This window comes from Massilia sp. Masssp94 (assembly GCF_059491305.1).
Genome location: NZ_CP168501.1, coordinates 2,172,381 through 2,193,954, shown reverse-complemented (window position 1 = coordinate 2,193,954; position 21,574 = coordinate 2,172,381). Strand labels below are relative to the sequence as shown.

General features: G+C 67.2%; 18 protein-coding genes. 10 read left to right on the top strand and 8 right to left on the bottom strand.

Going from position 1 to position 21,574, the window contains the following annotated elements:
- Window positions 1-51: 51 nt before the first annotated feature.
- Both ACEN9G_RS09630 and ACEN9G_RS09625 read right to left on the bottom strand, forming a co-directional pair.
- Window positions 52-1,527: an alanine/glycine:cation symporter family protein gene (locus ACEN9G_RS09630; protein ID WP_413337781.1), complete on the bottom strand. Its 1,476-nt coding sequence runs from the start codon at window positions 1,525-1,527 to the stop codon at window positions 52-54.
- Window positions 1,528-1,550: 23 nt separating this feature from the next.
- Window positions 1,551-2,825, bottom strand: a complete 1,275-nt coding sequence (locus ACEN9G_RS09625) for a putative Na+/H+ antiporter (protein WP_413337780.1) — start codon at window positions 2,823-2,825, stop codon at window positions 1,551-1,553.
- Between the two features lie 163 nt (window positions 2,826-2,988).
- Between ACEN9G_RS09625 and ACEN9G_RS09620 the strand changes: the two genes are divergently transcribed.
- Together ACEN9G_RS09620 and ACEN9G_RS09615 are read left to right on the top strand one after the other, a co-directional pair.
- Entirely contained in the window at window positions 2,989-4,890 is a 1,902-nt protein-coding gene (locus ACEN9G_RS09620; RefSeq protein WP_413337779.1) for a glycoside hydrolase family 2 protein, read from the top strand.
- A 115-nt stretch (window positions 4,891-5,005) separates the two neighbouring features.
- Window positions 5,006-5,926, top strand: coding sequence for an MBL fold metallo-hydrolase (locus tag ACEN9G_RS09615; protein WP_413337778.1), 921 nt, complete (start codon window positions 5,006-5,008; stop codon window positions 5,924-5,926).
- A gap of 19 nt (window positions 5,927-5,945) precedes the next feature.
- Here the strand turns inward: ACEN9G_RS09615 and ACEN9G_RS09610 are convergent, their stop codons facing one another.
- The gene (locus ACEN9G_RS09610; protein ID WP_413337777.1) at window positions 5,946-6,605 is read right to left on the bottom strand and encodes a glutathione S-transferase family protein; all 660 of its coding nucleotides are present in this window, start codon (window positions 6,603-6,605) and stop codon (window positions 5,946-5,948) included.
- Window positions 6,606-6,989: 384 nt separating this feature from the next.
- Between ACEN9G_RS09610 and arr the strand changes: the two genes are divergently transcribed.
- Window positions 6,990-7,445, top strand: a complete 456-nt coding sequence (arr, locus tag ACEN9G_RS09605; protein WP_413337776.1) for an NAD(+)--rifampin ADP-ribosyltransferase — start codon at window positions 6,990-6,992, stop codon at window positions 7,443-7,445.
- 9 nt (window positions 7,446-7,454) lie between these two features.
- On the opposite strand, the gene ACEN9G_RS09600 is transcribed toward arr, so the two are convergent.
- The 4 genes from ACEN9G_RS09600 to ACEN9G_RS09585 form a co-directional block, all read right to left on the bottom strand.
- Entirely contained in the window at window positions 7,455-8,642 is a 1,188-nt protein-coding gene (locus ACEN9G_RS09600) for a PEP-CTERM sorting domain-containing protein (protein WP_413337775.1), read from the bottom strand.
- Between the two features lie 119 nt (window positions 8,643-8,761).
- On the bottom strand, window positions 8,762-9,586 hold the full coding sequence (locus ACEN9G_RS09595) for a PP2C family protein-serine/threonine phosphatase (protein ID WP_413337774.1): 825 nt from the start codon (window positions 9,584-9,586) through the stop codon (window positions 8,762-8,764).
- 65 nt (window positions 9,587-9,651) lie between these two features.
- A complete protein-coding gene (locus tag ACEN9G_RS09590) occupies window positions 9,652-10,806 on the bottom strand; it encodes a GAF domain-containing protein (RefSeq protein WP_413337773.1) in 1,155 nt (384 codons plus the stop codon).
- A 7-nt stretch (window positions 10,807-10,813) separates the two neighbouring features.
- Window positions 10,814-11,824, bottom strand: coding sequence for a serine/threonine-protein kinase (locus ACEN9G_RS09585; RefSeq protein WP_413337772.1), 1,011 nt, complete (start codon window positions 11,822-11,824; stop codon window positions 10,814-10,816).
- A 68-nt stretch (window positions 11,825-11,892) separates the two neighbouring features.
- Here ACEN9G_RS09585 and ACEN9G_RS09580 point away from each other — a divergent pair, with 68 nt between their 5' ends.
- The 6 genes from ACEN9G_RS09580 (at window position 11,893) to ACEN9G_RS09555 (ending at window position 19,498) form a co-directional block, all read left to right on the top strand.
- Window positions 11,893-12,456: a DNA-3-methyladenine glycosylase I gene (locus ACEN9G_RS09580; RefSeq protein WP_413337771.1), complete on the top strand. Its 564-nt coding sequence runs from the start codon at window positions 11,893-11,895 to the stop codon at window positions 12,454-12,456.
- 4 nt (window positions 12,457-12,460) lie between these two features.
- Window positions 12,461-14,122 (top strand): FAD-dependent 5-carboxymethylaminomethyl-2-thiouridine(34) oxidoreductase MnmC1, encoded by a 1,662-nt coding sequence (mnmC1, locus tag ACEN9G_RS09575; protein ID WP_483126604.1) that lies wholly within the window; start codon window positions 12,461-12,463, stop codon window positions 14,120-14,122.
- 70 nt (window positions 14,123-14,192) lie between these two features.
- Window positions 14,193-14,903, top strand: a complete 711-nt coding sequence (locus ACEN9G_RS09570; RefSeq protein WP_413343009.1) for a sensor histidine kinase — start codon at window positions 14,193-14,195, stop codon at window positions 14,901-14,903.
- On the top strand, window positions 14,900-16,567 hold the full coding sequence (locus ACEN9G_RS09565) for a tetratricopeptide repeat protein (protein WP_413343007.1): 1,668 nt from the start codon (window positions 14,900-14,902) through the stop codon (window positions 16,565-16,567). Before ACEN9G_RS09570 ends, ACEN9G_RS09565 begins: the two co-directional genes overlap by 4 nt.
- Window positions 16,568-16,681: 114 nt before the next feature.
- On the top strand, window positions 16,682-17,299 hold the full coding sequence (locus ACEN9G_RS09560; RefSeq protein WP_413343005.1) for a CPBP family glutamic-type intramembrane protease: 618 nt from the start codon (window positions 16,682-16,684) through the stop codon (window positions 17,297-17,299).
- 96 nt (window positions 17,300-17,395) lie between these two features.
- Window positions 17,396-19,498 carry a xanthine dehydrogenase family protein molybdopterin-binding subunit gene (locus tag ACEN9G_RS09555; protein ID WP_413343004.1) on the top strand — a complete coding sequence of 701 codons (2,103 nt, stop codon included), beginning with the start codon at window positions 17,396-17,398 and terminating at the stop codon, window positions 19,496-19,498.
- Between the two features lie 15 nt (window positions 19,499-19,513).
- Here the strand turns inward: ACEN9G_RS09555 and ACEN9G_RS09550 are convergent, their stop codons facing one another.
- On the bottom strand, window positions 19,514-20,293 hold the full coding sequence (locus tag ACEN9G_RS09550; RefSeq protein ID WP_483126603.1) for a PhaM family polyhydroxyalkanoate granule multifunctional regulatory protein: 780 nt from the start codon (window positions 20,291-20,293) through the stop codon (window positions 19,514-19,516).
- Window positions 20,294-20,419: 126 nt separating this feature from the next.
- Here ACEN9G_RS09550 and ACEN9G_RS09545 point away from each other — a divergent pair, with 126 nt between their 5' ends.
- Window positions 20,420-21,571, top strand: a complete 1,152-nt coding sequence (locus ACEN9G_RS09545; protein ID WP_483126602.1) for a DUF3108 domain-containing protein — start codon at window positions 20,420-20,422, stop codon at window positions 21,569-21,571.
- The last annotated feature ends 3 nt before the right edge of the window (window positions 21,572-21,574 follow it).

The window sequence follows — 21,574 nt, the reverse complement described above, 5'->3', positions numbered from 1 at the left end:
ACGCATTGGGACAAATAGCCACACTCACGCGCCAAATCGATGACGATCTGTTCACACCTTGGCCGCGACCGTCTCCGTGCCTTGCTGGCGGCGGCCGGCAGCCCGCTTGACCCAGTAATCGGCGCGCTCGATGCCCAGAGCGGCCGGATCGAATTCGGGATCCTTGCCCGCCGCGCGCTGCGCTTCGTAGTCGCGCAGGCATTTGAAGGCCACGTTACGCAGCAGCAGGATCGCGGCGATGTTCAGCCAGGCCATCAGGCCGACGCCCAGGTCGCCCAGCGCCCACGCCACGTCGGCCGTCTTCACCGAGCCGTACACGGTCGCGCCGATCATGCAGACCTTGAGCACGAGCGTCATCCATGGGCGGTGCACGGTGCGGTTGATGTACGCGATATTGGTTTCGGCGATGTAGTAATAGGCAACGATCGTCGTGAACGCGAAGAACAGCAGGGCGAGGGCGACGAACAGCGAGCCGAAGCCCGGCATCACGTTTTCCAGCGCCGTCTGCACATAGCCCGGACCCGACGCGACGCCGTGGACGCCCGTGTGGATCGCGGTGCCGTCCGGGCCTTCGACGTTGTACTGGCCGGTAATCAGCAGCATGAAGGCCGTCGCCGAGCACACGAACAGCGTGTCGATGTAGACCGAGAAGCCTTGCACGAGGCCCTGCTTGGCCGGATGGCTGACTTCCGCGGCGGACGAGGCGTGCGGTCCGGTGCCCTGGCCCGCTTCGTTCGAATACACGCCGCGCTTGACGCCCCACTGGATCGCCATGCCGACGATGGCGCCGAAGCCGGCATCGAGGCCGAAGGCCGAGCTGAAGATCAGCGAGAGCACGTCCGGCAGCTGCTGCCAGTTCAGGAAGATGATGACGCAGGCGACGATGATGTACGCGAGCGCCATGAACGGCACGACGATTTCGGCGAAGTGGGCGATGCGCTTGACGCCGCCGAAGATGATGAAGCCGAGGGCGATGGCGAGCAGCGCGGCGGTGACGTTGGCGTCGATGCCGGTGGCGTTGCGCAGGCCTTCCGCGATCGAATTCGCCTGCACGCCCGGCAGCAGCACGCCGGTGGCGAACACGGTGACGACGGCGAAGATCCACGCATACCACTTCATGCCCAGGCCCTTCTCGATGTAGAACGCGGGCCCGCCGCGGAACTCGCGGTGGATTTGCTCCTTGTAGACCTGGCCGAGCGTGGACTCGACGAACGCGGAGCTCGCGCCCAGGAAGGCCACGGCCCACATCCAGAACACGGCGCCGGGGCCGCCGAACGTGATGGCCGTCGCGACGCCCGCGATGTTGCCGGTGCCGACGCGGCCGGCCAGCGTCATGGCCAGCGCCTGGAACGACGATACGCCTTCGGCCGAGCTTTTCCCTTCCATCATGAGGCGCACCATCTCCCGTAGATGACGCAACTGCAGGAAGCGCGAGCGCACCGAAAAATACAGGCCGGCGCCCAGGCACAGGGCGATCAGGGCCGGGCTCCATACGATGCCGTTGATGGCGTTCACCAGGTCGTTCATTGCTTGCGTCTCCAGGTCAGGGATCAGAGGAAGTGCAGGGCCGCCACCGCGATCAGCGTGGGCGGTGTTGCGGCGGCGAGCAGCCCGAGGGGACTGATCGCGCGGTCGGGAAAGCTGTCTCTCAGGATCGCGGCGCCGGCCGGGTTGGGCGCGTTGGCGATCAAGGTCAGGCCACCGCCCGCGACCGCGCCGCCGACGAGGGCGGTCTTGTACGCGAGGCTGAGACCGGGCACCTGGGCGCCGAGGTAGGTGAGGGCGGCATTGTCGGTGATGGCCGTGAGCGCGGTGGTGCCGAAGAACACGGCGTCGGCGCTCATGCTGGTCAGCAGCGGCGCGAGCCACCAGGCCTGCAGGCCGCCCAGCACGACGAGGCCGGCCAGGAAGAAGGCGACGAGCAGCGCCTCGCGCAGGATCAGGTTGTCCTGGTAGCGCTGGTAGGCGGCCGTGAAGCCGAGGAAGAACAGGAAGATGCCCATGAAGACTTGCGGATGATGGGCGAAGACGACGATCAGCACGAGGAACAGCAGGTGCATCGCGATGACCGGCAGCGGCACGGGATCGGCCACGGCATCCGCCGCATCGCCCAGCGCGAGGAAGGAGCGCCGGAACACGACGAGCAGCAGGATCGTGTTCGTCACGACGGCCAGCGCGGACTTCCAGCCGAAAGTCTGCAGCATGAAGCCGAGGTTCCAGCCCCACGTGGACGCGACCATCAGCACGGGCGGCGCGGCGAACGGCGTCAGGGTGCCGCCGATGGAGACGTTGACGAACAGGACGCCGAGAATGGCGTATTTCAGGCGCGGGCCCGTATCACGTGCTCCCGTTTTGCGCGCGAACACGCCGTCGCGCAGCAGCAGGGCCGCCAGCGTCATCGCGGCCGGTTCGGTGATGAAGGCGCCCAGCAGCGGCACGAGGGACAGCACGACGAAGCACAGCGCCATCGTCCGCGGCAGCGGCAGCAGGCGCGCGCCGGTGCGCACGAGCAGGTGGGCGAAATCGAGGATCGGCCGGCTGCCCGCCACGACCATGATCGCGAACACGAACATCGGCTCCGTGAAGTTGCGCGACTCGAGGTACGCCACGGACTCGTGGCGGCCGGCGACGCCGAACATGAACAGCATCAGCACCATCGCCCAGAACCCGAACACGACTTCCACTTCGCCGAGCAGATGCCAGATGCCGGCATGGCGCGGGTGCGTGCGCGCGAGGCGCTCGAAATACTTGACGGAGAAGGTGTGGAGGACGGCCACGCCGAACAGCGCGGCACCGATCATTTGCAGGGTCGTGGGTATAAGCATAGGGTCGTGACAAGGCCGCGTGGCGGCCCGACCAGCGCGTAACACCTGTCACGCCGACATGGCGTGAACACCCCTTATCCCGCGAGTATAACGCACGGATTGTAAATCTTGCAGCTGAGCGATGACAGCGCTACCATTCCCTGAATAACCATCAGGAGACGCCATGACACACCCGTTTGCCCGGCTGACGGCCGCGCTGCAATTCTCTGTATTGACGCTGGTGGCCTGCGCCGCGCATGCTGCCGCTCCGGTCGATGTCCAACTCGCCGGGCAGCCATCGAAAGCGAGCCACGCCGACAGCCTGATGGCGCCCACGCAGAACATCTACGCCCGCAGCCACGTGAGCCTGGACGGCCGCTGGAGCTACATCATCGACCCGTACGAGAACGGCTACTACGACTACCGCCACATGCCGTTCGACCAGTCGGACAGCGGCAAGGGCGGCTTCTACGACGACCGCAAGCCGAAGGACAAGACGGAGTGGGTCGAGTACGACTTCGACCACGCGCCCACGATGAAGGTGCCGGGCGACTGGAACTCGCAGGCGGAAAAGCTGCAGCTGTACGAGGGCACCGTGTGGCTGCGCCAGGCGTTCCAGGCCGACCCGAAGCCGGGCAAGCATTACGCGCTGTACTTCGGCGCCGTCAACTACGAGGCGCACGTCTACCTGAACGGTAAAAAACTCGGCATGCACAAGGGCGGCTTCACGCCGTTCCAGTTCGACGTGACGGACCAGCTGGCGAAGGGCCGCAACGTCGTCGTCGTCAAGGCCGACAACACGCGCCACCAGGACGAGATCCCGACCGTGAACACGGACTGGTGGAACTACGGCGGCATCACGCGCGACGTGCTGCTGGCCGAGCTGCCGGCCACGTACATCGCCGACTACAAGGTGCAGCTGGCGAAGGGCGACGCCCGCCGCATCGAAGGTTTCATTCAAATGGCGGGGGACAGCAAGGCGCAGCAGGTGACCGTCAGCATTCCCGAAGCGGGCATCAGGACCACCGTGCGCACCGATGCGAACGGCCGCGCGGCGCTGAACTTCCCGGTGAATAAACTGACGTATTGGTCGCCCGAGCAGCCGAAGCTGTACACGGTCGAGCTGTCCGGCGGCGGCGACAAGGTCGTCGACCGCATCGGCTTCCGCACCATCGAGACGCGCGGCCAGGACATCCTCCTGAACGGCAAGTCCGTGTTCCTGCGCGGGATCTCGATGCATGAGGAGAACCCGCTGATCCCGGGCCGCCCGCGCGGCGCCGGCGACATGCGCATGCTGCTGCAGTGGGCCAAGGAGATGAACTGCAACTACGTGCGGCTCGCGCATTACCCGCACAGCGAAGAGATGATCCGCCTGGCCGACGAGATGGGCCTGATGGTGTGGGCGGAAGTGCCCGTGTACTGGACGATCTCGTGGACCAATCCCGACACCTACGCCAACGCGCACGCGCAGCTGACGGACCTCGTCACGCGCGACAAGAACCGCGCGAGCGTCGTCGTCTGGTCGGTGGGGAACGAGACGCCGATCGGCGGCCCGCGCAATACGTTCATGAGCAATCTCGCCAAGACGGCGCGGTCGCTGGACGACACGCGCCTCGTCGCGGCCGCGCTGGAAATCCACCGCAAGGGCAGCGACATCACGGTGGAGGATCCGCTCGCGGATTATCTCGATCTCGCCAGCTTCAACGAGTACGCCGGCTGGTACTGGGCGAGCAATGCGGAGATGCTGAATTACCGCTTCGACGTCCGCTACAACAAGCCGGTCGTGGTGACGGAATTCGGCGCCGAGGCGCTGGGCGGCTACCACGCCGACGCCGACACGCGCTGGAGCGAGGAATACCAGGACACGCTGTACCGCAACCAGTTCAAGATGCTGTCCGCGATCCCGGGCCTGCGCGGGATGACGCCGTGGGTGCTCGTCGACTTCCGCTCGCCGCGCCGCCAGCATCCGTACTACCAGGATTTCTGGAACCGCAAGGGCCTGGTCACGGACGCCGGCAAGAAGAAGCTCGCGTTCTGGACCATGAAGCAGTTCTACGACGACGTCCAGCGCAAGTACGCGCATTGATCGCGGTTTGGTGCGTAGCGGGCAACACGGTGCGCCCGCCCGCATGGCTTCTGGCCCGCGGTCTTCGTCTCTACGATGCATCCATGCCCGATCCCCGGGCCTCTTTCAGGAGACCATGATGCTTACCGTAGATACCCCGTTGCGCCCCGCCAGCCACGGCCCCGAAGAACTGGTGCCGTCCCGTTACGCGCTGAAGGTCGGCGACATCGACGTGATGGTGGTCAGCGACGGCGTGCTGCCGCTGCCCGCCACGACGATGGCGACCAACGCCGATCCGGCCGAGCTGGCGGACTGGCTCGATCACATGTTCCTGCCGCCCGACAAATTCGACTGGCCGCTGAACGTGCTCGTCGTGCGCAGCGGCGACCAGACCATCCTCGTCGATGCCGGTGTCGGCACGCAGTTCCCGGGCTTCCCGCGCGCCGGCCAGTTCCCGGCGCGGCTGGAGGCCGTCGGCATCGATCTCGCGTCCGTGACGGACATCGTCATCACCCACATGCACATGGATCACGTGGGTGGACTGCTGGCGCCCGGCGTGAAGGAGAGACTGCGTCCGGACGTGCGTATCCACGTGACCGACGCCGAAGTGAAATTCTGGGCGTCGCCCGATTTCTCGCTGACGGTCATGCCGGACGCGGTGCCGCCCGTGCTGCGCTCGACGGCCGCGCGCTTCCTCGACGAATACCGCGACCGGCTGCAGGTCTTCGAGGAGCGCCGCGAAGTCGCGCCGGGCGTGGTGGCGCGGCGCACCGGCGGCCATACGCCCGGCCATTGCGTGGTCGACCTGGCGTCCGGCGGCAAGCGGCTGATGTTCGCCGGCGATGCCGTCTTTCCCGTCAACTTCGAGCATCCCGGCTGGCAGAACGGTTTCGAACACGATCCGGAAGAAGCGGCCAGGGTGCGCGACCGCCTGTTCCGCGAGCTGATGATCGATGGCGGACTGCTGGTTGCGGCGCACCTGCCGTTCCCGTCCATCGGGCGGGTGATGGCGGATGGCGACGCGTACCGCTACGTGCCGGTGTTCTGGGATTACTGACGCCGGCGTTCGGTCGCGCTCAGTCGCGGTCGGGCGCACCCAGCGGGAACAGGGGACGGTACTGCCGCGCCTCGTCCACCGCGCGGGCGAACGACGGCCGCGCCAGCAGGCGCGCGCGGTAGGCGCGCAGCGTCGGGTACTGCGGCCCGATCGGATGCGTCCAGTCCGCGTAGAACAGCGCGGGCGCGGCGGCGCAATCCGCGAGCGAGAACGTGTCGCCGGCCGCCCACGTGCGCCCGGCCAGGTAGCCTTCGAGCCATTCGTAGGCGAGTTCCAGTTTTTCCGCCGCCGTCGCGACGGCGTCCGCGCGTTTGGCCGCATCGTCCGTCAGCGCGCCGTTCACCGCGTGCTGGACCATGTTCATCACGTGCAGGTCGAAGAAGCGGTCCATGAAGCGCACGTCCAGCGCCGCGAGCGGATCGTCCGGCAGCAGGCGCACGGGCCCCGGATGCGTCAGGTGCAGGTATTCGATGATGATGCTCGTCTCGACGACGTTGCGCGCGCCGTCGACGAGGAGCGGGAATTTGCGCAGCGGCCAGCGCTGCAGCCACTGCGCCGCGTGCTGCGGCGTGTCCGGCCCGAGGCAGCGGAACTCGAAAGGCGTGTCGTTCTCGTACAGCGCGACGAGCACTTTTTGCGTGTACGACGAGAAGGGATGACCGTAGAGCGCGAGCGTCATGGGAGTTCTCAGCCGTTGCCCACGGCGCAGGGTAGCCCGGGTTGCGGGACTGTTCGGGGGTTGTCCAGTATCTCCGGTGTGGTAATTCGTCGTCAATACTAATGTCATCTCAGTGGTCAAGCGTGAACCTGTGACTTCATCCTTTCAGCATGATGAAGAATGACATTACCGGTTTCATGCATGAATCGCGTGATAAACAACCTGCCGTTTCTGCTTGCCGCACTGGCTTGCTCGTCGCCGTCGGCAGCCGACGTGCCCTGCGCGCAGCAGATGGGCCAGCAACGCGCGGCGCTGTAACATGCTCGCGGGCGAGTCGTATCGCCCCAAAGGCGGCGAGCGGATTGCCCTCGTCAAGCACATCAGGTTGTTGAAATAAGAGGCCGTATGGATCATCAAGATTGGACGCCCGTTACCCACGAATCCTGCGACAACGTCCCGGGCCCGTTCTACCACGGCACCAGAATCCGTTTCCAGCCGGGCGACGTATTAATTCCGGGCCACGCCTCCAATTTCGAGGAAGGCCGCGTCTCCAACAACGTGTATTTCAGCGCATCGATGGAGGCCGCGATCTGGGGGGCCGAACTGGCGACGGCGCTCGGCGGCGCCGAGGGGCGGGGGCATGTCTATATCGTGGAACCCACGGGGACGTTCGAGGACGATCCCAACCTGACGAATAAACGCTTTCCCGGCAATCCCACGCGCTCGTACCGCACGCGGACGCCGCTCAGGATCGTCGGGGAGGTGGCGGATTGGCAGGGGCACCCGCCGGAGGTGATCCGGCAGATGCTCGACCACCTGGAAGAATTGCGGCGCGCGGGGCGTGCCGTGATCGAAGACTAGAACACCGGCTCAGTCGCGCGACCGTTTCTTCGCGCGGCGCGCCGCCAGCAGCGCGGCCACGCCGGCGCCGGCCAGCCACAGCGTGCCCGGTTCCGGCACGTCGCCGTGCGGTTTGGTCGGGTTTTTGCCTGGGTCTTTGCCGGGATCGTTGGTTTGGCCAGGCTGGTCCGTCGGCAGCAGCGTGCCGGGGATCGTCGGGCTTTTCGTGCCGGGATCGGTGGTCGGTTGCGTGCCGTCGGCGCCGGGCGATGTTCCGTCCGGCGTCGTTCCGTCCGTCGTGCCGTCCGGCGTCGTGCCGCCCGTCTTGCCCGGATCGCTGCCACCGCCGGAACCGCCGTTGCCCGGCGTGCCGGTGCCCGGGCCGCTGTCGGTGCCGGTCGGCGTAGTATCGCTCGACACCTTGGCCAGCGATACCGGCAAGGCGCCGCCGTCCCAGATGGGGCCCATGCCGGCACCCGGGATGCCGTTCAGGCCGAAGCTGGTGCGCGTGGGCGCCGTACCGCCGGTCTGCGCCGTCTCGCCGTTTCCGAAGGTCTGCAACTGATAGCCGTGGCCAGCCGGATTGGTCTCGGCCGCGTACCCGACCTGTTCCATGGTGCCTTCGTCCTGCTGGGCCTCTTCGACGGAAGAATCGAGTTCTTCCTCGCTCGGCCCTTTGGCTTCGACGGGCAGCTGGGGCACGTCGGAAATGCGGTTGCCGCAGCGCGTGCGGATCTCGTTCTGGCCGTCGGACAGCAGCGTTTCGCCTTTGGCCAGCTGGAGTTTCTTCGCCGTCCAGAACACCTTGTCGCCCTTGCGGTACGAGACGTACACGGCGCGCGGCTTGTCGACGGTCCTGACGGTGGTCTTGCTTGCCTCGAACGCCGCGTAATGCGCCGCCACGACCTGGTCCACGGCGACGGCATGCGTGAGTTCCTTGCGGTCGAGGACGCCGCCGGGCACGATCGAATACGGATAGACGCGGCGCGTCTTCTTCGTCTCCACCTGGGCCGCGGTGCGCAGCACGGCCGGCACCGGCGTCGCGGCGGCGGCCGGCGCATGCGCCTGCGCGGACACCGTCGGCGCCGTGGACTCGTGCATCGCGTACGCGTACAGCGCGGCGCACGCCACCACGCCCAGCACGCCGACAGCGGCCAGGCGCTGTTTCAGACGCGACCCCTTTCTGCTTCGGCGAATGTAGGCGCTGCGGTAGTCCATACGAGGTTTGGAAGAGTGATAGTAGGAGATCTCCTACAGAGTATCATCTTTCCTCGTGTCAAATCTACATTATTCTAGAGAAATTCTATTTGCATAGTGTAAATAGCGACACTTGCCGTTCAGCGCTCGACGAGTGCCAGCACGGCCGTGATGTTGTCGCGGCTGCCATGCGCCTTGGCGAGGGCGATCAGCTCGGCGCAGCAGTGCTCCAGCGCCTGCGCATGCGCGCCGGCCAGCACCTGCTCGATGGCGGCGTGCGGCGTGTTGCCGTACAAGCCGTCGCTGCACAGCAGGTATAAATCGCCGGGATGGGATGTGCATGCCTTGACGTCGGGCGCGATGGCGGCCGTCGGGCCGATCGCCTGCAGCAGCAGGTTACGCGGCGGGAAGTCGCCGGAAACGCCCGCTTCCAGCGCCTGCTGGTACATCGTCTGGTCGCGCGTGAGCACGGCCAGTTCGCCGTCGCGGTAGCGGTACAGGCGGCTGTCGCCGACGTGGAAGATGACGAGCGGGCCGCCCGGCAGGCTTTGCCAGAAGCCCGTCAGCGTGGTGCCCATGCCGCTGCCTTCGCCGCGGCCGCCTTGCACATTCGCGCCGTACACGCGCGCATTGGCGGCGTCGAGGGCTTCGTGCACGGCCACGACGGCGGGCATGTGTTCGTCCTGCCAGGTCGCGTCCGGGTCGGCCGCATCGCCGGGCGAGGATTTTTTCGGGTCGGCGGCCGCGAGCGCATCGCGCACGGTTTCCAGGGCCAGGCAGGCTGCGATTTCGCCGCCGTCGTGACCGCCCATGCCATCTGCGACGGCCACCAGGCGGAGCAGGGGATCGATGAGGAAGTTGTCTTCGTTGGACTGGCGTACGAGACCGACGTCGGTCAGTCCGTACGCGCTGCCGAAGGCGAGGCGGTGGTAGATGCTCGGGGTTAGCTGCTTCCAGGTGCTCATCGAACGCGGTGGATATCAATACAGGTGCGGCATGCTAGCACGCTGCCCTGGAGGATTGGCGATTTTCACGGCAGCCGCAGGACGCCGCTGACCGTGAAGCGGATCTCGCCCGGCCTGTCGCCCGGCGCCGTCTCGATGCGCAGGTCGGACAGGCCCTCGCGGTGGCTGCCCGCGACGAGTGCCGCGACGGTATCCAGCAGCCTGTCCGCGCGTTCGGGCGGCAGCGCCGCGGGTGCCGCGGCCGGGCCGAAGTACTGGTCGAGCAGCGCCGCGAAATCGCGCCGCGTCGTCACGCAGAACACGGGGCGCGACTGCGGGAACAGCGTGGCGACGGCATTGTCCGCCCTGACTTTGTCCGGGTCGATGCAGACGACGTACAGCGCATGCTCGTTGCGCTCCACCGGCAGCCACTGGCGCACTTCGGCGGCCGCGCGGTCCATGCCGTCGAGGAGTTCCGCCGGCACGCGCCGCCCCGGGTGGAAGGCGAGATAGGGCACGGCGAAATGGTCCGCGAGGGCGCGCCCGACGACGGGCAGTTTCACCTTGAAGTCGTCGAGCAGCACGTCCTCGACGTCGCGGCCCTGCGCGCGCGCTTGTGCCACCGCCTGCTCGACCTGCTCGCGTCCCAGCGCGCGGGATCCCAGCGCGCCGACGAAGCCCGTGCGCTCGCGCCTGGTTTCCTGCCGGCGCTGGGCGAATGCGATGGCGAGCGTGTCGCACAGGTAGCGCGCGCCTTCGACGACCGTGCTGTCGAACGGGCCGCCGCGCAGGTTGTTGATCAGCTGGAGGACGCCGATGACTTCGCTGTCGTGCATGATCGGGACGACCAGCATCTGCGTCGTGCGGTAGCCCGTGCGCCGGTCGACGCCCTGCTGGAAGCGCAGGTCGGCCGCGTAGCGCTGCAGTTCGGCGGCATCGTAGACGTCGTTCAGGTTGAGCAGCCGGCGCGCCAGCGCGGCGTAGCCGGCCACGCTCTGCGCGGAGATCGGCAGGCGCAGCTGGCGGAACGACGCCATCCCCGTCTTGATCTTGGAGACGAGGCTCGCCTTGTCCTCGCCGACCGTGTAGATCGTCAGGCGGTCCGCGCCGAACAGCGTGCAGATGCCCTCGGACAGGTCGAGCATGATCTCGTCGACGTTGCGCGTGGCGTGGATGCGCGTCGTGAGCTGCTGCAGGCGGCGGAAGAAGTCGCCGTTCGCCACGATGGTCGCGTCGCTCATTTTCCTGTCATGGCCGGGTTATGGGCGCGAGACGCGTCGCGTCGGCGTCTTCGACACGGGTCGCATCCGCATCGTCCGGCACATGGCGCACGACATCGGCCGGGGAGCGGGGCGTGACCGTGTCCAGCGGACGCCACAGGTCGGGAAACAGCGGTGATGCGAGCGTGTCGCCGTCGAGCGCGCGCCGCAGATCGTCGCGGAACGCTTCGGCGCTGGGGTAGCGATGTTCCGGGCGCTTGGCGAGGGCGCGCATCAGGACGCGGTCGAAGGCCGGGCCGAGCAGGGGATTCAGCAGGGTCGGCGGGACGGGGTGGTCGTGCAGGATCTTCTGCTGCACGGCGAACATGCCGGCGCCGCGGAACGGCCGCTCGTTGGTGAGAAACTGGTACAGGATGATCCCGACGGCGAAGATGTCCGACTGCGGGCCGACGGCCTGGCCCGTGATCTGTTCGGGCGCCATGAAACTGGGCGTGCCGACCATCTCCGCGCCGTCGGCATCCTGTACCGCCGCGTTCAGGGCGGCCATGTGGGCGACGCCGAAGTCCGTCAGTTTCACGGAGAGGTCGTGGCTCAGCATCACGTTGGCCGGCTTGATGTCGCGGTGGATCACGCCGTTGCGGTGCGCGTAGCCCAGGGCGTCGAGCAGCTCGCACGTCATGCGCACGGCATCCTCGAGCGTGAACTCGAGGTGGAAGTCCTGGGTCATGTCGAAGTAGGCCGCCAGTTCTTCGCCGCGCACCAGTTCCATCACCATGTAGGCGACGCCGTCTTCCTCGCCGAAGTCGTACAGGCCGACGATATGCGGATGGTTCAGCCGCGCGACGGCCTGCGCCTCGCGGATGAAGCGGGCCGAATACGACGCGTGCAGCTCCGGATCGGCATCGCAGGCGGTGGAGATGACCTTGATCGCGACGCTGCGGTCCAGGCGCGGATCGAGGCCTTCATAGACCTCGCCCATGGCGCCGCGTCCGAGCACGCGCACGATCCGGTATCTGCCTAGCTGCGTCGGTTGGTTCATGGGCGCAAGTGTAAATCAAATTACTATGCCGACAATGAAAATCGGCGCCGCGGGTTTATACTTGATGTATGAACGACACCCGCTGCACCTGGGCCAACATGGCCAACCCACGCTACATCGCTTATCACGACCACGAGTGGGGCGTACCCTGCCACGACGAGACGACGCTGTTCGAAATGCTCAACCTCGAAGGCGCGCAGGCCGGGCTGTCGTGGGAAACGATCCTGAACAAACGCGACAACTACCGCCTCGCCTTCGACGGCTGGGACGCGGACAAGATCGCGAACTACGACGATGCCAAGGTCGCGGAACTGCTCGCGAATCCCGGCATCGTGCGCAACCGCCTGAAGGTCGCGGCCGCCATCAACAATGCGAAAGCGTACCTGCGCCTGCGCGAACAGGGCTTGACCCTCGACGACTACCTGTGGGCCTTCGTGGATGGCAAGCCCATCGTCAACGACTGGCCAGACGGCGCGCGGCCGGCCCGTACCGAGCTGTCCGACCGCATCTCGAAAGACCTGGCCAGGCGGAGCTTCAAGTTCGTCGGCTCGACCATCGTGTATGCCTACATGCAGGGCATCGGCATGGTCGACGATCACGACCGTGCCTGCCTGTGCCGCCGCCGGAGGTGATGTCATGGACTACCGTGCCTGCTGGTGCACCCGGGCCCGCTATACCGTCTTCGATTCGCATTACGGCGACGGCGCCGCGGTCCGCGTCCTGACTGACGTCTGGCGCACCGATCCGCACCGTTCTCCCAATCTTCACATCATCGCCCTGTGCGACCACCTGATGCCGGGCTTCCACCGCATGCTGCAGGCGGAGCCGGGCGTCACGCTGGACCTGATCAGCGCACCGCTGACGGACGCGCTGGCCCAGCTGACGGCGCGCGTCGACATGTTCCGCCTGCACGACATCGAACACGCAGGCACGGACTTCGCGCGCCACGTCGCGCGCGTGGCCGCGCAGGACGCCACGCTGCAGGCGCAAGGCCTCACGCAAGACCAGGTCGCCGCACTGACGGCGCAGGGCTTCGTGTTCGACGCGGATGGCCGCCACGCGCGCTTCGCCAGCCGCAAGCCACGGCCGCCCGCACCGCCGGCGCCCGAACGCCGCGCGATCGTGCTGGGTGCCGGCATCGCCGGTTCCGCCGCGGCCGAGCGCCTGTGCGCGCGCGGCTGGCAGGTGACGGTCGTCGACCGCCAGCCGCAGCCCGCGATGGAAGCGTCGGGCAACCGCGCGGGCATCTTCATGCCGCTGCTGTCGAAGGACGACAACGTGCCCACGCGCCTGACGCGCGCCGCCTACCTGTACGCGCTGCGCCATTGGGAGCGCCTGGGCGGCATCGGCCGCGCCATCGAGGGCGACAAATGCGGCGTCCTGCAACTCGCGCGCGACGCCGGCCACGCGGACGTGCAGCGCGCCATCGCCGCCGATACGTCGCTGCCGCCCGATTTCGCCGAGTGGCTGGAACGCCCGGAGGCGGAAGCGCTGCTCGGCGGCCTGCCGGCGCCGGACGGCGGCTGGCTGTTCCGCGGCGCCGGCTGGGCGCGGCCCGGCAGCGTGTGCGCGGCGATGCTGGATGCGTGCGGCGGGCGCCTGGAGCGCAAATTCGGCGTGGGCGACGTGCGCATCGAACGCGACGGCGAGCAGTGGCACCTGACGAACGAGCACGGCATCGTGGTCGCGCGGGCGCCGAACCTGATCCTGGCCAACGGCGCCGGCGCCGCGCAGGTGCCGCAGGCCGCGCCGCTGCCATTGACGATGCTGCGCGGGCAGGTGTCGCACGTGCCGGCCGACATGGTGCCGAAACTGCCCGTCGTGCTGTGCCGCGAGGCGTATCTGACGCCGCCGTCCGGGGGCGTGTGCAGCGCCGGCGCGACCTACGACGCCGATCCGAATCCCGCGCTGTCGCCCGAGAGCCACGCGGAAAACCTGGAGCGCCTGCGCGGCCTGTTGTCCGATCCGCATGCGGCGGAGGATGCGCCGCTGGCGGGGCGCGTGGGTTTTCGTTGCGTGGCGCCGGATCGCCTGCCGCTCGTCGGCCGCCTGCCGGATTTCGCCGCCGCCGGCACCACCGAGCGCCTGCGCGACGTGCCGCGCCATCCGGGGCTGTATGGACTGCTCGGCTATGCGTCGCGCGGCCTGATCTGGGCCGGTCTGGCGGCCGAACTGCTCGCAGCAGGGATCGAAGGCGAGCCGCTGCCGTTGGAGTCCAGCCTGGTCGACGCGCTCGATCCGGCCCGCTTCGTGTTGCGCGCACGCCGCGCCCCGCGGGGTCCGCAGCCAGAAAATTGATTTCTTTCGGGCAACCGAAAGTTTCAAAGGTATAATGTGTGCCAAGCAACATTTCACACATGATCCAGCCATGGACGACACCCCCGACGCGCCCGAACTGTCGCTGTTTCTCGCCTCGACCGCGCATGACATGAAGAATTCGATCAGCGTCCTGTCCGGGACGCTGGAGCGGCTTCTTGTCGACGCATCTCCGCAGACGGAATCGGCGTACCCGCAGATGGCGCACATGCTGTACCAGACGAAGCGCCTGAACGACAACCTGATGCAGCTGCTCGCGCTGTACAAGCAGGTGGGCACGCCCGCGTACCCGTTCGACGTGCAGCCGCTCGAGCTGGGCCAGCTGGTCGACCAGGTGGTGGCGCTGGAGCGCGTGCTGCTGAAGTCGCGCGGCCTGAAGCTGGAACTCGATTACGACGCGGACCTCGTCTGGCACTTCGACGAAGACCTGATCGTGGGCGTGCTGTCGCATGCGATCAACAACGCCATCCACTACACCTGCGACACGGTGCGCCTGGCGATCCGCGTCACCGACGGCAACTGGCTCGAACTGCGCGTGGAAGACAACGGCCCCGGGTATCCGCCGGCGCTGCTGAAGGCCGGCGCGATCGCCACCCGCGAAACGGCGGGCGGCATGAACTTCCTGACCAACAGCGCGGGCCTGGGCCTGTATTTTTCCAGCGAAGTCGCGCGCATGCACCAGCACCGCGAGCGGCGCGGCACGCTGCGCCTGGAAAACGGCGGCCGCTACGGCGGCGGCTGCTTCATCCTGAACCTGCCATGAACGCTTCCGCCAAGGCCGTCAACGAAATCGACTGGGCCGACAAGAACTACCTCGTCGTCGACGACTTCGTCGGCGTGCGCCAGCTGCTGCGCGAAGCCCTGCGCAGCCTGGGCGCGAAGAACATCGACCAGGCCTCGTCCGGCGGCGAGGCGATGGGCCTGCTGGCGCGCATCCGCTACGACGTCGTCCTGTGCGACTACAACCTGGGCGACGGCAAGAACGGCCAGCAGGTGCTGGAGGAAGCGCGCGTGCGCAACCTCGTCAACCCGAGCACCGTGTGGCTGATGGTGTCGGCCGAAAAGAGCGTGGAATCCGTGATGGGCGCGGCCGAGCATCAGCCGGACGCCTACCTGATCAAGCCGATCACGGAAGGCGTGCTGCTCACGCGGCTCAATCGCGTGTGGCACAAGAAGCAGATCTTCCGCCTCATCGACCAGGCCTATGCGGAGAAGGACTACCTGCGCGCGGCGCGCCTGTGCGATGCCGTCATCGAAGGCCACAAGGCGCACGAGATCGACCTCCTGCGCATGAAGGCCAAGCTGATGGAAAAGAGCGGCGAGCCGGTGAAGGCGCGCGAGGTGTACGAGCGCGTGCTGGAGCAGCGCGAATACCAGTGGGCGCGCGCCGGCATCGCCAAGATCCGCATGGCCAACGGCGAATTCGAACAGGCGCGGCAAGCGTTCCAGAGCGTAATCGCGGAGAACCGCTATTACATCGACGCGTACGACCAGCTCGCGCTGACCTATCAGAACCTGGGCAAGCTGGACGAGGCGTGCGCGATCCTCGAACGGGCGGCAAAACTGTCGCCGAATTCCGTGCCGCGCCAGCGCAATCTCGGCAACGTGGCGCTCAAGGTGGGCAACGTGCAGATGGCGGAGCAGGCCTTCCGCAAGTGCATCCTGATCGGCGAGTATTCCATCATGAAGACACCCGACGCCTACCTCGGGCTGGCGCGCGTGTGCGGCCAGAAGAACGATGCGAAGGAAGCGCTGCGGCTGCTGCTGCAGGTCCAGCGCGAGTTCGCCGCCGACCATCCGGACATCGCGCTGCGTTCCAAGATCACCGAGGGTCTCGTCTACCACGAGAGCGGCGATTACCGGCGCGCGCGCAAGGCCGGCGACGAGCTGGAAGCCCTGCTCGATGCGACCGAGACCCGGCCCGACATCCCGACCTGCCTGGAACTGGCCACACTGCTGTTCGCGGTGGGCGTGAAGGATGCGCCCGTGGAGCTGCTGTGCTACGTCATCCGCAACAACCACGACAACCCGCTGCTGCTCGACGAAGTGCAGAAGATCTTCGACAAGGCGCGCCTCGGCGACGAGGGCCTGGAGTTCATCCGCGCCTCCAAGAAGGAAGCGACGGACCTGATGAACCAGGGCGTGCTGCTGTGGAAGACGGGCAAGCTGAAGGACGCCGTCGAGTGGATGCGCCAGGCGCGCAAGAAGGTGCCGAACAACCAGCGCATCCTGTTCAACGCGGCCCAGATCCTCGTCTCGCACATGCAGCAGCACGGCTACGACACCGCGTTATCGAGCGAAGCGTACGAGGTGCTGCACCACGTCGACCGCCTGCTGCCGGGGCAGCAGCGCTTCGCGCAGTTGATGGAGCAGTTGGCGCAGCTGCAGCCGGTGGCGGAGAGTGGCGTGGTCGACGAGGTGGTGTAGTTGTCGGGTGCGCGCTCCGTTACCAGCGAATGGAGGCCGAAGATTCGTGCCGAATTGAGTCAGTTGGCACGTTTCTGTTGGCGTCCAACACGTCGGCACCCTGCCGACGTCGGCATGTCCGGCCTGATCTGGCGCCTGGCGGTCATATTGCTTGCATATCTGGTGTCGTTTGCGATCGTGCTTTCACCGATACTGCTTGGGCTGACCAAGCTGCTCGGCGTGACATCGACGCTGGATTGGTCGGGCACCCGCATGGCGTTTGCGTCGGTGGTGGTCGCCCCGCTGCTCGAGGAACTGGTCTTTCGGGCTGGCCTGCGCAGTGCGACCGCGACACTCGCGGTGCAGCCTGTGCTGATACCCCTCTTCATCGGGAGCTGGCAGGTCTCGCTCGTCCTGCTTGGCGTTGTTGCGGCTGTGATGTTCGTCGATCACGTTCGCCGGCGACACCTCGATGATGCGAGAAAATTTTCTCTACGCATGGCGCGAGGACGTGCCTTCCTGACTCGATATCGCCTGATCGTGTGGGGGAATGCGGTTGCGTTTGGCCTTGCTCACCTTGGCAATTTTACGATTGCGACCACCAATGGTTGGCTTGGGTGCCTGACAGTGTTCGTCGTCTCTTCGCAGATCATTACGGGAGTTGTCCTGAGTTACTTCCGCCTGCGTTATGGATTGTTCTCTGCAATGGGCTTCCACGCAATTTTCAATTCTAGTTGGTTGTTGTTTGACTGACGTGGCGTAATTCGCTACACGGTCTAGTGAAAATCATAATCCCGGCGGCACTGCCCGCCGTGTGAAAATTTGCCTTTGATTACAGCGGAGAGCGACGTGCGCATCGAACGGACCACCCACGCGGCGGTGACCCGCCGCGGCTTCCTCAAGTCCGCCGGCGGGCTCGTGCTCGGCTTTATGCTGCCTGTCCCCGGCCGCGCAGCCGCACCGGCACCGAACGCCTTCCTGCACATCGCGCCCGACGACACCGTCACCGTGATGGTCGACCGGCTCGAATTCGGCCAGGGCGTCCACACGGCGTTGCCGATGCTGGTCGCCGAGGAGCTCGACGCCGACTGGTCGCGCGTGCGCGCCGAACTGGCACCGGCGGGCGACGCCTACAAGGATTCGCTGTTCGGCATCCAGATGACCGGCAGTTCGATCTCGGTGGCGCACTCGTTCACGCATTACCGCGAGATCGGCGCGCGCGCCCGCGCGATGCTGATCACCGCCGCGGCCGAGCAGTGGCAGGTCGCGCCGGCGTCGTGCACCACGTCGGCGGGCACGGTCATCGGCCCCGGCGGCCGCAAGGCGCGCTACGGCGCGTTGGCCGATGCGGCCATGAAGCTGCCGGTGCCGGCGACCGTCCAACTGAAAGACGCGAAGGATTTCCGGCGCATCGGCAAGCCGACCGGACGCCTGGACGCGCGCGCCAAATCGAGCGGCAAGCAGCAGTTCGGCATCGACTTTACGCTGCCCGGCATGAAGGTGGCCGTGGTCGCGCGTCCGCCGGTATTCGGCGGCCGGGTGCGCAGCCTCGACGCGGCCAGGGCCAAAGCGATCAAGGGCGTGGTCGACGTGGTCGAGGTGGCGGCCGGCAGCGGCGGGCGCGGCGTGGCCGTGATCGCGGACGGTTACTGGCAGGCGAAGCAGGGGCGCGACGCGCTCGTCATCGACTGGGACACGGGCGCCGTCGACAAGCTCGATTCGGGCCGGCAGCTGCGCGATTACCGCGCGCTTGCCGCCGCGCCGGCGCTGGCGCCGACCTCGATCTCGGCCGTCTACGAATTCCCCTATCTCGCGCACGCGCCGATGGAACCGGTCAACTGCGTGGTCGACCTCCATGCGGATCGCTGCTCGGTGTGGGCGGGCGTGCAGTTCCAGACCTTCGACCAGAGCGCCGTCGCCGCCGCGGCGGGACTCAAGCTCACGCAGGTCACGTTGCACACCATGATGTCGGGCGGCGGATTCGGCCGCCGCGGCGTGACCACGTCGGACGACCTGGTCGAAGCGGTCAACGTCGCGAAGGCATACGGGCGCGGCCCCGTGAAAATCATCTGGAGCCGCGAGGACGACATCAAGGGCGGCTACTATCGCCCCGCGCACGTGCACAAGGTCGACATCGGGTTCGATGGGAACGGCGACGTCGTGACGTGGAACCACGTGATCGTCGGCCAGGCGATCAGCGCGGGCACGCCGTTCGAATCGGTGCTCATCAAGAACGGCGTGGATTCCACGACGACCGAGGGCATCGCCGAGGCGTATGCGTTGCCGGTAAAGCTGACGGTGCATCATCCGAAGGCGAACGTGCCGGTGCTGTGGTGGCGCGGGTCGGCGTCGAACCACACGGCGTTCGTCATGGAGACGCTGGTGGACGAAGTGGCGCACGCGGCCGGCGCCGATCCGGTCGCGTACCGGCGCAAGCTGCTGGGTGATAAACGCCCACGCCACCTGGCGGCGCTCGACCTGGCCGTGCAGAAGTCCGGCTACGGCAAGAAGCGGCTGGCCGAGGGCCGTGCCTGGGGCGTGGCCGTGCACGGCATGTCCGGCAGCGTGGTGGCCTACGTGGTCGAGGCGTCGGTCGAGAATGGCGTGCCGAAGCTGCACAAGGTCACGGCTGGCGTGCATTGCAACCTGGCCGTCAATCCGCTGTCGATCGAGGCGCAGGTGCAGGGCGCCGTGCTGGCCGCCCTCGGCACCACGTTGCCCGGCGCCGCCATCACGTTCAGGGACGGCATCGTCGAGCAGGGGAATTTCAACGACTACACGGTGGCGCGCATGCCGGACATGCCGCGTGTGGACGTATTCATCGTGCCGTCCACCGAGCCGCCCACCGGCATGGGCGAGCCGGGCCTGCCGCCGCTGGCGCCGGCTTTCGCCAACGCCATCTTCCAGCTCACGGGCAAGCGCTTGCGCAAGCTGCCGTTCGAGCTCGGCTGACGGCCGGGGTGGACGTCAGGTCTTGTCGGTCTTCGACCGGCTGGTCCGCGTCTTGCCGTTGCTGCCGTTGCCGCCGTTCGGCGCAGGCGGCTGCACCTTCGGCGCGTCCTTGGGCGCTTCCGCTTTCGGCGCCCCGCCTGTCTCCTTCGCGGGCGCTGCCGGCGCGGCGGCGCTCGGCGTCATCGCGTTGGCGACGGCCTGCGTAAATTGTTCCTGCAGCATGTTCCACCATGCGACGGCAGCCGGCATCGCCGCCGCGGCCGGGTTGCCCGGCGCGTCCGCTGCGCCGGCGGCCTGCGGCGCGGCCGTGCCCGGCTGAGTCGTGCCGCCGCTGCCTGCCGCGGCGGCAGCCGGCGCCTTGGGTGCATCCGTCTTCGCGGCCGGCGTTGCCGGCTTGGCAGCGGCGCCCGCCTGGCCCGGCGCCCCGAAGAAGGGCGAGAACGGCATGGAGGCCATCTTTTCCGCGCTGACGCCGGACTGGCGCATCGCTTCGGCCATCGAGGCACCCATCGTCTTCAGCGTCATCAGCGTGCCGCGCTGCACTTCGAGGGCCTGGATGGTCCCGCGCAGCATGGACAGGTTCAGGTTCAGCCAGGACTCGACCGCCTTGAGGTCGGCGATGCGCTTGTCCAGGTCTTCGGTCGACATCGGCGGTGCGGCGATGCCAGCCATCCCCGGCATGCCGGGTATGCCTGGCATACCGGTGCCGGGGATCTGCATGGATCCCCACAGGTTCTTGACGAATTCCAGCGTGTCCGTCACGCCTGGCATGGCGGGTGCGGAGGGTTTCAGCATGGTGGTCTCTCCCTGGTTGGTGGCCGCTAGCGTAACAGATAAATAAGAGCCGACATAGATATGGTTGGATGCGATGGTTGGAAGCACAGGCGGGCAGTGCGCGGGCGGACCGGCTACACTAGGCGGATGAGCCCTGCATACGCCACGACCCGACGCCGCCGGCAACTGGCGCTGGGCGCGCTCACGGTCCTGTTGCATGTGCTCGTGTTCGTCTGGTTCGTGCGCCAGACGGGCCAGGTGCCCGACCCGTCCGCCCGCACGGGACGCGCGCCCCTGACGGCCGAGCTGGTCGAGGCACCGCAGCCGCGCCCGCTGCCGCCCGTGCCGCCACCGCAGCCGGCGCTGGAGCCGCCGCCGTTGCCCGAGATCGATCCGGAGCCCGTGGTGCCCGCCGCGCCGCCGCCCGCTCGTTCCGATGGGGCGTTGACGCCGGAATCGGACGGTCTCGCGGCGCCCGATGCGGCGGGACAGCAAACGGGGCAGGGTGGCGCCGCCGCCGGTGCGGACCCCGTACAATCCACGACACAGGACGCGGCACCCCAGGCGCAGGTCCAGCAGGAAGCGGCACCGAAGCCCCAGCCGGCCGCGCCCGAAGCGCGCCGTTACAAGGTCGACATGCCGCCTTCGGCCGACATCACGCTCGACGTCGCGCGCACGGACGCGAACGGCACGAAGTGGAGCGGCGACGCGCTGCTGTCCTGGCGGGTGACGCCGTCCAGCTACCGCGTGAAGATCGAGGCCGGCATCCGCGTCGTGTTCGCGCACGTGAACCTGCTCACCCTCACGAGCGAGGGCACGGTTGGAGACGAAGGATTCGTCCCCACCTTGATGACGGAGAAGCGGCGCGGACGCGCCATGACGGCGACGCATTTCAATCGCCAGGAGGGCACGCTGACGTTTTCGGCATCCGGCGCGAAGTATCCGCTCGTGCCGGGCGCGCAGGATAAAGCCAGCGTGCCGCTGCAGTTGGCGGCCATCGCGCGCGGTGATTCGAAACAATTGTCGGGAAATATCGACATCCTTGTCGGCGAAGACCGCGACGCAAGCGTTTTCACCTTCACGGTGGCCGGACAGGAACAGCTCGACACGCCGCTGGGCCGCATCGCCACGTGGCACTTCGTGCGTCCACCGAAACCCGGCTCGTACAATTCGCGCCTGGAACTCTGGCTGGCGCCGGCCTATGGCTGGTATCCGGTACAGATCCGCAACGTCGAGGCGAGTGGGGCCGTAACGACCCAGACCGCGAGCAAAATCGTGATTCAACAAGCAGGAAGCTGATAT

Excerpts from the sequence above, each read along its gene's own strand:
- ACEN9G_RS09580 (WP_413337771.1), top strand. The coding sequence starts at position 11,893 with ATGAACGACACCCGCTGCACCTGGGCCAACATGGCCAACCCACGCTAC.
- ACEN9G_RS09570 (WP_413343009.1), top strand. The coding sequence starts at position 14,193 with ATGGACGACACCCCCGACGCGCCCGAACTGTCGCTGTTTCTCGCCTCG.
- ACEN9G_RS09620 (WP_413337779.1), top strand. The coding sequence starts at position 2,989 with ATGACACACCCGTTTGCCCGGCTGACGGCCGCGCTGCAATTCTCTGTA.
- mnmC1 (WP_483126604.1), top strand. The coding sequence starts at position 12,461 with ATGGACTACCGTGCCTGCTGGTGCACCCGGGCCCGCTATACCGTCTTC.
- ACEN9G_RS09600 (WP_413337775.1), bottom strand. The coding sequence starts at position 8,642 with ATGGACTACCGCAGCGCCTACATTCGCCGAAGCAGAAAGGGGTCGCGT.
- ACEN9G_RS09595 (WP_413337774.1), bottom strand. The coding sequence starts at position 9,586 with ATGAGCACCTGGAAGCAGCTAACCCCGAGCATCTACCACCGCCTCGCC.
- ACEN9G_RS09565 (WP_413343007.1), top strand. The coding sequence starts at position 14,900 with ATGAACGCTTCCGCCAAGGCCGTCAACGAAATCGACTGGGCCGACAAG.
- ACEN9G_RS09560 (WP_413343005.1), top strand. The coding sequence starts at position 16,682 with ATGTCCGGCCTGATCTGGCGCCTGGCGGTCATATTGCTTGCATATCTG.
- ACEN9G_RS09615 (WP_413337778.1), top strand. The coding sequence starts at position 5,006 with ATGATGCTTACCGTAGATACCCCGTTGCGCCCCGCCAGCCACGGCCCC.
- ACEN9G_RS09590 (WP_413337773.1), bottom strand. The coding sequence starts at position 10,806 with ATGAGCGACGCGACCATCGTGGCGAACGGCGACTTCTTCCGCCGCCTG.
- ACEN9G_RS09550 (WP_483126603.1), bottom strand. The coding sequence starts at position 20,293 with ATGCTGAAACCCTCCGCACCCGCCATGCCAGGCGTGACGGACACGCTG.
- ACEN9G_RS09610 (WP_413337777.1), bottom strand. The coding sequence starts at position 6,605 with ATGACGCTCGCGCTCTACGGTCATCCCTTCTCGTCGTACACGCAAAAA.
- ACEN9G_RS09625 (WP_413337780.1), bottom strand. The coding sequence starts at position 2,825 with ATGCTTATACCCACGACCCTGCAAATGATCGGTGCCGCGCTGTTCGGC.
- ACEN9G_RS09630 (WP_413337781.1), bottom strand. The coding sequence starts at position 1,527 with ATGAACGACCTGGTGAACGCCATCAACGGCATCGTATGGAGCCCGGCC.
- ACEN9G_RS09585 (WP_413337772.1), bottom strand. The coding sequence starts at position 11,824 with ATGAACCAACCGACGCAGCTAGGCAGATACCGGATCGTGCGCGTGCTC.
- arr (WP_413337776.1), top strand. The coding sequence starts at position 6,990 with ATGGATCATCAAGATTGGACGCCCGTTACCCACGAATCCTGCGACAAC.
- ACEN9G_RS09545 (WP_483126602.1), top strand. The coding sequence starts at position 20,420 with ATGAGCCCTGCATACGCCACGACCCGACGCCGCCGGCAACTGGCGCTG.